11 protein-coding genes are annotated in these 11,256 nt (G+C 50.1%); 5 read left to right on the top strand and 6 right to left on the bottom strand.

The window, feature by feature from the left end; genetic code table 11:
- Nucleotides 1-156: 156 nt before the first annotated feature.
- Both WG68_RS19470 and WG68_RS18415 read right to left on the bottom strand, forming a co-directional pair.
- A complete protein-coding gene (locus WG68_RS19470) occupies nucleotides 157-300 on the bottom strand; it encodes a DUF3096 domain-containing protein (protein ID WP_083981981.1) in 144 nt (47 codons plus the stop codon).
- A 117-nt stretch (nucleotides 301-417) separates the two neighbouring features.
- Entirely contained in the window at nucleotides 418-1,590 is a 1,173-nt protein-coding gene (locus tag WG68_RS18415; protein WP_046559200.1) for a cystathionine beta-lyase, read from the bottom strand.
- A gap of 216 nt (nucleotides 1,591-1,806) precedes the next feature.
- Here WG68_RS18415 and WG68_RS18410 point away from each other — a divergent pair, with 216 nt between their 5' ends.
- Nucleotides 1,807-4,308, top strand: a complete 2,502-nt coding sequence (locus WG68_RS18410) for a TonB-dependent receptor plug domain-containing protein (RefSeq protein ID WP_046559199.1) — start codon at nucleotides 1,807-1,809, stop codon at nucleotides 4,306-4,308.
- Between the two features lie 42 nt (nucleotides 4,309-4,350).
- Here WG68_RS18410 and WG68_RS18405 read toward each other — a convergent pair whose 3' ends face one another.
- Nucleotides 4,351-5,121 carry an EAL domain-containing protein gene (locus WG68_RS18405; protein ID WP_046559198.1) on the bottom strand — a complete coding sequence of 257 codons (771 nt, stop codon included), beginning with the start codon at nucleotides 5,119-5,121 and terminating at the stop codon, nucleotides 4,351-4,353.
- Nucleotides 5,122-5,207: 86 nt separating this feature from the next.
- Nucleotides 5,208-5,849: a class II aldolase/adducin family protein gene (locus tag WG68_RS18400; RefSeq protein WP_046559197.1), complete on the bottom strand. Its 642-nt coding sequence runs from the start codon at nucleotides 5,847-5,849 to the stop codon at nucleotides 5,208-5,210.
- A gap of 141 nt (nucleotides 5,850-5,990) precedes the next feature.
- On the opposite strand from WG68_RS18400, the gene ubiD reads away from it, so the two are divergent.
- The 3 genes from ubiD to fre are packed head-to-tail and all read left to right on the top strand — an operon-like array spanning nucleotide 5,991 to nucleotide 8,512.
- Complete coding sequence (gene ubiD / locus WG68_RS18395; RefSeq protein ID WP_046559196.1) at nucleotides 5,991-7,481, top strand: 4-hydroxy-3-polyprenylbenzoate decarboxylase; 1,491 nt, start codon at nucleotides 5,991-5,993, stop codon at nucleotides 7,479-7,481.
- Nucleotides 7,478-7,756 (top strand): 2Fe-2S iron-sulfur cluster-binding protein, encoded by a 279-nt coding sequence (locus WG68_RS18390; protein WP_046559195.1) that lies wholly within the window; start codon nucleotides 7,478-7,480, stop codon nucleotides 7,754-7,756. Before ubiD ends, WG68_RS18390 begins: the two co-directional genes overlap by 4 nt.
- Before the next feature lie 24 nt (nucleotides 7,757-7,780).
- Nucleotides 7,781-8,512, top strand: a complete 732-nt coding sequence (fre, locus tag WG68_RS18385) for an NAD(P)H-flavin reductase (RefSeq protein WP_046559194.1) — start codon at nucleotides 7,781-7,783, stop codon at nucleotides 8,510-8,512.
- Nucleotides 8,513-8,534: 22 nt separating this feature from the next.
- Here the strand turns inward: fre and WG68_RS18380 are convergent, their stop codons facing one another.
- A complete protein-coding gene (locus WG68_RS18380) occupies nucleotides 8,535-9,893 on the bottom strand; it encodes an energy transducer TonB (protein ID WP_046559193.1) in 1,359 nt (452 codons plus the stop codon).
- Nucleotides 9,894-10,068: 175 nt separating this feature from the next.
- Here WG68_RS18380 and WG68_RS18375 point away from each other — a divergent pair, with 175 nt between their 5' ends.
- The gene (locus tag WG68_RS18375) at nucleotides 10,069-10,479 is read left to right on the top strand and encodes an acyl-CoA thioesterase (protein ID WP_046559192.1); all 411 of its coding nucleotides are present in this window, start codon (nucleotides 10,069-10,071) and stop codon (nucleotides 10,477-10,479) included.
- 4 nt (nucleotides 10,480-10,483) lie between these two features.
- On the opposite strand, the gene WG68_RS18370 is transcribed toward WG68_RS18375, so the two are convergent.
- On the bottom strand, nucleotides 10,484-11,221 hold the full coding sequence (locus WG68_RS18370; protein WP_046559191.1) for a hypothetical protein: 738 nt from the start codon (nucleotides 11,219-11,221) through the stop codon (nucleotides 10,484-10,486).
- Nucleotides 11,222-11,256: the final 35 nt, after the last annotated feature.

Raw genomic sequence — 11,256 nt, 5'->3', positions numbered from 1 at the left:
TCAGGCGTATTCCTTTACCGCATTAGCGCAGTATCTAAACATCAACATCTGTGAGGGCATGGATAATTGATCAGATCTTTTCTGTTGTGCCTGTCCTTCAAAGTTGGTTAGCTGAACATACCCATCTTCGCCCGTCGATTACACCGGGCTTACCTTCTAAAGTTTCAGACCAAAAATCTGAATGATGCCTACCGCGATCAGATAAATAGCCACAACGTAGTTTAAAATCTTTGGCCGGATCAGTATCAGAATACCGGCAATGATGGAGAGCACTGGAATAAGGTCGATATGAAGAGTCATAATTCTGTCCTTTTTTGATAAAGCTTAGTGGGTTAACCAAAAGCATTGTGCGACCTGCCAGGGTTTATAGCAATTTATTTAAAAACGAGCTGGCGCTATTGAATTAGTCAAGCAACCTCACTTTGTCTGATTAAGCCGCTCAAATGCTGCCGTTAAATCGGCAAGTAAGTCATCGACATGTTCCAGGCCGATATGCAGCCGCAGTAAAGGCCCGCTATAAGGCCAGCGGCTGGCGGTGCGCAGTTTTTGCAGCTGCATGGTGGCGGTAATTAAACTCTCAAATCCGCCCCAGGAAAAGCCCATTTTAAAATGGGCCATACCCTCGATAAACGCTTCTACCTGCTGCTGGCTACCTTGCTTTAACACAAAGGAAAACAAACCATTACTGCCGCTGAAATCACGCCGAAAAATAGCGTGCCCGGGGTGAGTTGGCAGTGCCGGGTGCAATACGGTTTCCACCTCCGGCCGCTGTTGCAACCAGTTGGCAACCGTCAGTGCGCTTTGCTGATGTTGTTGCAGCCTTACGGCTAAGGTGCGCAAACCACGCAACGCGGTATAGGCATCATCGGCCGAGGCACAATAACCCATTAAATAACTGTGCTCACGCAAGCGTGGCCAGTGCTGCTCATTGGCACTGGCGGTGCCTAGCATTACATCAGAGTGGCCGACAATATATTTCGTCGCCGCCTGAATGGAAATATCCACTCCCATTGCAAAAGGCTGACACAGAATAGGCGAAGCCCAGGTGTTATCTAAGATTGTCACGATATTATACTGGCGGGCAATATCACAGATAGCCGGAATATCCTGTATCTCTAAGCTGAGTGAGCCGGGTGATTCCAGAAATATCGCTTTAGTATTTGGCCGCAGCAGTGTAGCAATACCGGCACCAATTTGCGGATCATAATAGGTGGTTTCAATACCCAGACCTTTTAGCAACTTATCGCACAAGGCCCGGGTGGGCTCGTAAACGCTATCGACCATCAGCAGATGATCACCACTTTGCAAAAATGCCAGCAAGGCGCCGCTGACCGCGGCGGCACCGCAAGGGTACAGCGCACAGCCAGCACCGCCTTCCAGCTCACATATCGCTTCTTGCAGGGCAAAATGGGTGTCGGTACCGCGCCGGCCATAAAACGGTACCCGGTTACCACGCTGCAAAGTGGCTTGCTTTAGCTCACTAAAAGTATCAAACACTATGGTAGAGGCCCGCACCAGGTGAGGGTTTACCGCATAACCGGTATATTTTTTTGCCCGGCCGGCGTCGATAAGTTTGGTATTTTTATGCATGGACACGCCTCGCTGCGACTTTGGTCGAATATAAAAGACATCTGGATGTCTGTAGCATGCTAACCTGTTTCTAGTGAAAGATCACGACCCTTCGCGGTCAATAACTGATCCCGCCGTTATTAACAGCAGTATTGCATCATACACACAAAGTTTGCGGAAGTTTGACAAGCCCGCTGTGGCCGCCTAAGTTTTAATGATAACAACAAGGAGCTTATTATGCGCAGTGCCGCTATACACCCATTAGTACTGGCGATCAGTACTGCTTTGCTCAGCCCCGCCTTCGGGGTGCAGGCTCAGAGCAGCAATAACCAGCAAGCTGATGAACAGAAAATTGAGCAAATCGTGGTAACCGGTACCCGGGTTGCCGGGCGATCGGTAGATGATACCGCCGTGCCGATAGATATTGTGGGCGTTGAAGCTCTGGAGCGCTCGGGTTCCACAGAGCTTAATCAGGTGCTGTCTATTGCTTTACCATCATTTAACTTTCCCCGCCCCGGCCTGGCCGACGGTACTGATACTATTCGCCCTGCAACCTTACGCGGTTTAAGCCCTGACCAATCGTTGGTGTTAGTCAACTCGAAACGCCGCCATGCCGCTTCGCTGGTGAATGTTAATGGAACCATTGGCCGTGGCAGCTCAGCGGTAGACTTAAATACCATTCCTACTGCCGCCATTCGCAGTGTTGAAGTACTGCGAGACGGTGCCTCAGCACAGTATGGCTCTGATGCCATTGCCGGCGTAATTAACGTACGGCTGCGTGATGCCAGTGAAGGCGGCAGCGTCACCTTGTCGTACGGCTACCGCGACTCTGCTTACACTGTACCGGTTACGCCACCACCTGCCGATGCCACCTGGAGTGCACCAGGCCAGATTAAACGCAGCGTTAACGATGGCGAAACCCTTAACCTCTCCGGCTGGAAAGGGTTTGCCTTACCAAACAACGGCTACCTGACGTTAACCGCTGAGTATAAAGATGCCGAGCGGACCGAGCGCGGCGGCTATGACGTCCGCCAGCAGTACCCGCGGGTTAACGGCGAGTATGACCCAAGAGAGCAAACCATCGAGCGCTTTAACGCCTGGTATGGCGAGCCGGAAATGCAGCAATTTACCTTGTTTGCTAATGCTGGAATGTTGCTGGATGGCGGCAAGCTTTATGGCTGGGCCAGCTACCAGGATAGATCGGCCCGCTCTGGCGGTTTTTACCGGCGGGCAATAGATGACCGTAACGTGATTGAAGTACACCCGGATGGCTTTCTACCTATTATTGCCCCGGATGTTACTGATACCAGCTTTGCAGTAGGCTACGAGTGGGAACTGGCTGACTGGAGCATGGATGCCTCTGTGGTATATGGCATGAACGAAATGGCGTTTACCATTGAAAATACCGTAAACCGTTCTATCGGCCCTAGCAGCAAAACAGAATTTGACGCCGGTGGTTTCGATTACGACCAGTGGGTATTTAACTTATCGGCGGTTACCTCGTTCGACGTTGCAAGCTTTGCCTCGCCGGTAAACCTGGCCACTGGCGTGGAGATTCGCCGCGAAGGCTACTCAATTTTTGCCGGCGAACCCGACTCTTATCGTAACGGCGGTGTGTTGCTGCCTAATGGTAACCCGACGCAGTCCGGCTCTCAGGTATTTCCGGGATTCCGGCCGGCGAACGAGGTGGATGAAAACCGGCGTGCTGTCGGCGTTTACGTTGATTTAGAAGCTAATATTACCGATAACCTGCTTGGTTCTATTGCGCTGCGGGCCGAGGACTATTCTGACTTTGGCAATAATGTTACCGGCAAGCTGGCGCTGCGTTATGATGTCAGCGACAGTGTTGGCCTGCGCGGCAGCCTGCAAAATGGTTTCAGGGCACCGTCACTGCAACAGCAATACTTTACCAGCACCTCAACTAACTTTATTGACGGTATTCCATTTGATATTACCACCTTCCCGGTGAACGACCCGGCAGCCATTGCCTTGGGCGCCCGCCCATTAGACGCGGAGGAGTCTGTCAATTTTTCATTGGGCGCGGTGTTCAGGGTGGGCGATTTAACCCTGACTATTGATGGCTATCGCATCGACATTGACGACAGGATAGTGCTGTCAGAAAACCTGACCCAACCTAATGTCCGTGCTTATCTGGAATCGCTGGGTTTAATTGGGATTGGTGGGGGGCGCTTCTTTATTAACGGAGTGGATACCGAAACACAGGGGCTGGATATTGTTGCCAATTATCCGGTATTTACTGACAGTATGGGACGGTTCGATTTAACCCTGGTGGCCAATGTAAATAGCACCAAAGTCACCAGGATCCCGCAAACGGCTGAGCTGTCAGCACTGGATCCCGCACCGGTGTTATTTGGCAGGGTAAACGTATTAACCTTTGAGAAAGGCAACCCTAAGAACAAATTGGGAGCGCATGTTAACTGGAGTTTAGATCGCTTTGGCGCCACCTTCAGGGCGACCCGCTATGGTGAAGTGTTAACACCGAATGCCAACCCAGCTAACGACTTTACCCTGGATGCCACCACCTTAATTGATATTGAAGCGCGCTATCAGCTGACAGCCAATATGCGGCTGGCGTTTGGCGCTGACAACCTGTTAGATGAGTATCCAGATGCCTTTCCCATTAACTTAAATGGTACCGGCAATACGCCGTTTTCTAATTACTCACCCTATGGTCGCTCAGGCCGGCTGGTGTATGGCAGAGTCAGTTACGATTTTTAGCCCCAAGGCGATAAATGCAAAAAAGGCGCTACGGCGCCTTTTTTATAACATGCCGCTTAGCTCGGCGGTGGTAATTAATCGTTCCAGCTCAGGCCGGGCAAAGTAATAGCCCTGATAGTAACGAATACCCAAACCCAGCAGGCAATCCAGCTCGGCCTTGGTTTCCACCCCTTCTGCCAGCACCATGGTGCCTTGCAGCTCACACTGGGCAATGGTTTGCTCAACAATAAATTGTTTAGCTGGATTATCCTGGATATTTCGAATTAGCTGCATATCCAGCTTTAAAATATGCGGTTTTAATTCAATTAGCCAGTCCAGCGTAGCAAAGCCTGAACCGTAATCGTCGATGGCGGTTTTAAAACCGCGCTTGGCATAGCTGCGAAAAATACGGTTTAAATGGTCTTTGTCCGGAATTTGCTCGCCTTCGGTAACTTCAAATACCAGCTTGGTTAAATCAAAACCGTATAAGTCGGCCGCTTCAATGGTGGCTTTAATACAGGTTTCCGGGTTGTACACCGCATTGGGTAAAAAGTTAATATTCAGGTAGGTATTGCAACCCAGCTTGGCTGCCGTTTCAATGGCTTTTACCCGGCAGGCCTGGTCAAAATAATATTTATTACTGTCGTTGATATGCTCAAACACCCAACCGGCACCCTGCCCTTGCGGGCCGCGCACCAGTGCTTCATAACCGCAAATAATCTGATGCTTCCAATCGATTATCGGCTGAAACGCCATGCGGATTTGGAAGCCTAAAGATTTACCACTTAGGCAGTCGCTGCAGGTTTGTTGTTTAATTTGTGCTGGAAAATCCATCAACTACATCATCTTCTGTAAATGATCACTGTCTTAACTCTAGCGATTATTACGCGGTATTACCAACTATAGATCGGGAAAACTCGTTAATCAGGCGCAACATCACGACCAAGCGCCAGTGCATAAACTGCGATCAAGCGCTGCCCTGCTTGCTCAGCCGTTTTACCAAAAGCCACTACGCCATCTTTATGGCCGGCCATGGTAAAAACTCCTTGTTGCAATACATTGGTTTCCGTAAAAAGCCGGGCCACTTCGTCGGCCATGGCGACGGTGCCATAAGGTACCCCGGCACCGGTTTGCGGCAAAGCAAGTGCTTCGGCCTGCAGCCAGATATGCGGGCAATGAGCATGAATGATAAAATTGATGCGATCGCTAAGCTGATATAACTGGCCGTGGGTCATCGCCTCCGACGAAGGTTTGGTTTGGCCCAGTGCCGTTATCTGGTTTTGCGCCACCAGACATTCACTGACTAACGCATAATCAGCGGCGGTTATCTTGCTAATACCGCCCGTCTGGCTACCGCTAATAATAAACTGATCGCTGGCGCCAAAGCGCTGGCTGATATTACCAAAACCATAATTATCATACCGCTGCGGGCTCTGGCCTAACATGCCCAGCTGCAACATAATCTGCCTCCAGCTGCTTAACTCCGCAACCTCCTCAGCCTTGAGTACTGCTTGCACCTGATAATTTAACTGATATTTTATAACCCCTTCCTGCTCGGCCATCGTATTACTCTGCTTTAACTACACTGTCGCTATTATAAAGCCCGCGGCTAACCAGACCAGCCGCATAGCAGGCCAAAACTGGCAAGCACAGGCCAGAGCTGTATAATAGCCACCAATAACTGACAAGGCCCGATGCCAAGTATGAAATACAAAGACCTACGCGATTTTATTAGCCAGCTGGAACAACGCGGCGAGTTGGTGCGGGTAACTGCAGAAGTAGACCCGGTGCTGGAAATGACTGAAATTGCTGACCGCACACTGCGTGCCGGTGGCCCGGCTATTTTATTTGAAAACCCCAAAGGCTATAGCATGCCGGTGCTGGCCAACCTGTTTGGCACGCCGCAACGGGTGGCGCTGGGCATGGGCCAACAAGACGTCTCCGCGCTACGGGAAGTAGGTAAGCTACTGGCTTTTTTAAAAGAGCCTGAGCCACCGAAAGGCCTGAAGGATGCCTGGAGTAAATTACCAATATTTAAGCAGGTGCTAAACATGTCGCCCAAGCTGGTTAAAAAAGCCGCTTGTCAGCAAATCGTGTTGAGTGATGAGCAGGTTGATTTAACGCAGCTGCCCATTATGACCTGCTGGCCAGGCGACGCCGCCCCCTTAATTACCTGGGGCTTAACCGTTACCAGAGGCCCGCATAAAGAGCGGCAGAATCTGGGCATCTACCGCCAGCAATTGCTGGCCAAAAACAAACTGATTATGCGCTGGTTATCACACCGTGGTGGCGCGCTGGATTTTCTGGAGTTTCAAAAAGCCAATCCGGGCCAGAATTATCCGGTAGCGGTGGCGTTGGGTGCCGATCCGGCTACTATTCTGGGTGCCGTTACGCCAGTACCGGATACCTTATCTGAATATGGCTTTGCCGGCTTGCTACGCGGTGATAACACCGAAGTGGTTAAGTGCATCAGCAATGATTTGCAGGTACCGGCCAGTGCCGAAATAGTGCTGGAAGGCTATATTGCACCCGGCGAAATGGCGCCGGAAGGCCCTTATGGTGACCACACCGGCTATTACAATGAAGTAGATAACTTCCCGGTATTTACGGTTACCCATATCACTATGCGCCAGGACCCGATATATCACAGTACTTACACCGGCCGGCCACCGGATGAGCCGGCTATTCTGGGTGTAGCACTAAATGAAGTATTTGTGCCAATATTGCAAAAGCAATTTCCAGAAATTACCGACTTCTACCTGCCACCAGAAGGCTGCTCGTACCGGCTGGCAATTGTTACCATGAAAAAGCAATATCCTGGCCATGCCAAGCGGGTGATGATGGGCGTCTGGTCGTACTTGCGCCAGTTTATGTATACCAAGTTTGTGATTGTCTGTGATGACGATATCAATGCCCGTGACTGGCAGGACGTGATCTGGGCCATTACCACCCGCATGGACCCGGCCCGCGATACCACCCTGGTGGAAAACACCCCGATAGATTACCTCGACTTTGCTTCGCCAGTGTCGGGCCTGGGCTCAAAAATGGGCATGGATGCAACCAATAAATGGCCGGGCGAAACCACGCGTGAGTGGGGCGAGCCAATAGTGATGGATCCAGCCACCAAGCAACGGGTTGATGACATCTGGCATAGCCTGGGTATTGTGTTGCCGGCAAAGGAAACCAAACTTTGAGTTTTCTGATCACCATCCTGCCAGCGCAACTAAGCTTCAGGGTGCAGGACAGTGAAACCATTCTGAGTGCAGCACTGCGTGCAGGTATTGATTTCCCGCACCGCTGCAGGCAAGGCGTCTGCACCAGTTGTGTCTGTAAACTTAAAAGCGGTGAAGTGCGCTATAACGAGCCACAGCCGTTAAGCGACGTAGACAAACAACAGCAGTTTACCTATTGTTGCCTGGCCTACCCGGCAAGCGACCTGGTATTGCACCACCCATTTATCATTGGCTAAGCGCCAGCAGAGGACGAGAGCTTTATGACCAACAATGCGAACACCGCCAACCCTTCAATTGCCTGCAATGTACTGGCAGTAGAAGCACTGACACCGGGGATCAGTAAAGTGGTGTTAAGCCCGCAGCGGGCGGTGGATTACCATGCTGGCCAATATTTACAATTGGTGTTGAGCGTAGACGATAAAAGGCCCTTTTCCATCGCCAGCATTGCCAGCAGTAACCAGTTAGAGCTGCATATCGGTACGCCGGCCGGTGATAACTGGTCCAGCGCCGCGCTAACCCATATTGAGCAGCAATTTCGCGCCGGCCTGCCGGTATTGGCCGAAATTGGCCTGGGACAGGCACAATGGCGCCAAAACAGCATAAGGCCGATTATTTTACTGGCGGGCGGTACCGGTTTTTCTTATGTGTATGCGATCGCGCAAGCGCTTAGTGCTGCTGACGCCAGCCAGCCGGTATTTTTATATTGGGGCGTGCGCCACCAAGATGCCTTATATTATCAGCAGGAATTACAGCATTGGGCTAACAGCAATAAACAATTCCGCTTTATTCCGGTGGTACAGCAACCGGACAGCAGCTGGCAAGGCCGCACCGGTTTGGTTCATGAAGCGGTATTAGCCGATTTTGTCTCGCTGGAGGCCTATGATATTTATATCGCCGGCCCCTTTGCCATGGCCGGTGTTGCCCGCGCCGCCTTCACCGAACAAGGCGCCCACCTTGAGCAGATGTTTGCTGACGCCTTTGCCTATATTTAATCAGGCACAGGGCGACAGCAAATCATACCCCCTCAGCCGACAGCGCCTGCAGCAGTTCAGTGGCCTGGCTGTAACCGGCAGCCGCCGCTTGCTGCAACAGTGCCTGACCTTCAGAACGTTCCCCATCCAGAATTAAACGGGCACCGTGCCAGGCGGTCGCTACCGGATCGCCTTGCTGCAGCAAATAAAATTGCCAATCCTGCCTTTGAGCACCTAAAATACGCTGAGCTCGGCGATCGCCATTAACTGCAGCTTTTTTCCACCAATACAGTGAGGTTAATTCTTCATTCACTGGTACGTACTGCTTCACTAAAATCAGTTCTTTTTTATTGACACGGCTGAATGAACGGCCTTGCGTTACACTGTTACTCAATCTGAATAAACCCTCACCTGCGCCGCTGATCCTCACTCCCATTAATTTTTCTGGCTCAGGCTGTTTCAGCTGATCAACATTAAGTAACCGAACTATCACCCCCCGCTCATTGGTTTGCACATGAGCGACACCGTCAAGTGAAGGCAAAACAATTTCTTGCTTCTTTGTGCTAAACCATTCAGACACATCTGGCTTTATCTCTGACTCAACGGAGCGCTCTGCAACATACACTAAAGCACCCGAGACCATTTCAATCAGATTTAGCACGCTGCCTAACATTTCCTGATGTTTACCAGACCCAATCTGAGCATGAGCCCATAAATTTTGGTGATGCAATACCTGATTGGCAGATCTGGCGTTCATTGAACCTGTGACCCAAAAGTTAAGCTGTTTTGACAGCAAATGTGGCTTACCCGTAGCCTCAAATTGCCAACGCCGCATTGCTCTATAAGTGTATGAATCAAAAGCACCTTCAGGGAAACCATCAACTGCATCAACAACTTGTACCTTACCATCGCCGTTAACCACAAACTGTACGACGATATAACCAAAAGGATGCTTTCTGGAAACATCATCTGGAATATCCGGCATTGGAGCGCTAATTTGCATTGGACCTGGCTCCATACTCAGTTGGTAAGGAGCAGAATTTTGCTTAATAATAATTTTTGCAAACGCAGTTGCTGCAGCCGATTCTGCCAGTGCCCTTTGCTCAGTGTCAGCCTCTTGGTATATGCGCTTAACGATACTTGCTACTTGATCATGTTGCAGTTTTTCTGCTAATAAAAAAAATTGCAAAGCCTCTGTGATATTAACTTGCTGACCTTCGCCGTAATACGCCATAACGCCCAAATTAAAAGCTGCATCCGCATTACCTAAAGGCAATAACTCCTGAAACCCCGCTTTTGCAGCAGGATAATTCTTGTTTTCATAAGCGTATAAAGACGCAAGCCAATCGGAATAGGCATTGAAGCTAAGTAAAGTTAACAACAATATTAATATTGTCCGCATTCTCTCATCCTTAATTTAAGATTTTCGTAAAAAAATAGGCAATCCAATTTTCACCAACAGTTAAATATTAAACATTTGTCATTAAAATTAATACAACAAAAAACAAATTTGGGTGCTGGTAAGCTTCTTATTTTCATGCCAGAATCAGAGTAAATGCACTAAAGGACAATTTAACATGCAGCATAAGACCCTGATTAAAGTACGCGGGTATCATTTAGATATTTATCAACATGTTAATAACGCCCGTTATCTGGAGTTTCTGGAAGAAGCACGCTGGGGCTATTTAGAAGACAGTGGTGATATTGACTGGTTTGCCAAACATAATCTGGCCTGGGTCATTGTTAATATCAACATTAACTACCGGGTTGCGGCCACCATGGGCGATACCCTGGAAGTACTCACCCGCTTTAGTAAAGTAGGCGGCAAAAGTGCCGTAGTAACCCAGGAAGTGCGGATTGCCGGTAAGGACGCGGTAGCAGCTGATGCACAGGTAACCTTTGTTTGCCTGGATCAGCAAACCGGCAAGGCCGTGGCTATTGAAGGCGAGTTAAAAGCACGACTGGAGCAGCATATTGCTGACGCTTGAGTAGTTAACGCTTTATATGCTTATCCAGCGCCTGCTTTAACAACTCACTGGTTGCTACTTCATTGCCGCACGGCACCCGCCTTGCGGCCATCAACTCCTCAAAGCCGTCCAGAGTAGGATCGCCAATAACACACACCCCTTTTCTGATCCGAACTATATGCTTACCATCGTTCAACTGCGCCACCACCTGCTGCGCCGGGTTCTGACTCACCGGCCAGTGCTTTTTGTCCACGGTTAACCGCGGCTGTTGCTGCTTCTGCAAAAACTGCTGATAACTGGTATTAGCTGCTTGCTCAATTGCTGCCTGATCTGGTTCAGCAACCTGGTTTAGCACGCGTTGCGCCAGGCTTTCGCCACCCACTAACCTTGCCTGCGGGTCTGCGATAGCATCTATTTCGTTTTCCTGTTCAGTTACCACCGCCCCCCCAGCTGCCGTTGATTGCACATTTACACTGGGTTTACTGGCAGTAGCCAACGAAGGCGGCAGCTCTGTCGATAGTTGTTCAGCAATCTCTGCCTCAGACGGCCAAGCTGCAGTTGCGGCTGGTGTAGGCGGCGGCACAACGGGCGGCGGTTGATACAGGAAGGATATTATTGGCTCAGCGACCTGCGGCGAGGCAGGTTGACTGAATTTTGTTGTTAGCAGTAACGCCAGAATAATAGCGTGCACCAACACGGCAAGTAGCACAGCGCGGCCGTATTCAGCGAAAAACTGATGTAAGGTGTGAGTAATCGCTGACAAGAATACTGCCCTGGGGCCTGCTGATGTTTAGTCAG

The sequence above is a fragment of the Arsukibacterium ikkense genome, assembly GCF_000987775.1.
In the GTDB taxonomy this organism is placed as follows: domain Bacteria; phylum Pseudomonadota; class Gammaproteobacteria; order Enterobacterales; family Alteromonadaceae; genus Alishewanella; species Alishewanella ikkense.
Note: the sequence above shows the minus strand (reverse complement) of the source record. Positions and strands in the feature narration are given on the sequence as shown.

Excerpts from the sequence above, each read along its gene's own strand:
- WG68_RS19470 (WP_083981981.1), bottom strand. The coding sequence starts at position 300 with ATGACTCTTCATATCGACCTTATTCCAGTGCTCTCCATCATTGCCGGT.
- WG68_RS18415 (WP_046559200.1), bottom strand. The coding sequence starts at position 1,590 with ATGCATAAAAATACCAAACTTATCGACGCCGGCCGGGCAAAAAAATAT.
- WG68_RS18410 (WP_046559199.1), top strand. The coding sequence starts at position 1,807 with ATGCGCAGTGCCGCTATACACCCATTAGTACTGGCGATCAGTACTGCT.
- WG68_RS18405 (WP_046559198.1), bottom strand. The coding sequence starts at position 5,121 with ATGGATTTTCCAGCACAAATTAAACAACAAACCTGCAGCGACTGCCTA.
- WG68_RS18400 (WP_046559197.1), bottom strand. The coding sequence starts at position 5,849 with ATGGCCGAGCAGGAAGGGGTTATAAAATATCAGTTAAATTATCAGGTG.
- ubiD (WP_046559196.1), top strand. The coding sequence starts at position 5,991 with ATGAAATACAAAGACCTACGCGATTTTATTAGCCAGCTGGAACAACGC.
- fre (WP_046559194.1), top strand. The coding sequence starts at position 7,781 with ATGACCAACAATGCGAACACCGCCAACCCTTCAATTGCCTGCAATGTA.
- WG68_RS18380 (WP_046559193.1), bottom strand. The coding sequence starts at position 9,893 with ATGCGGACAATATTAATATTGTTGTTAACTTTACTTAGCTTCAATGCC.
- WG68_RS18375 (WP_046559192.1), top strand. The coding sequence starts at position 10,069 with ATGCAGCATAAGACCCTGATTAAAGTACGCGGGTATCATTTAGATATT.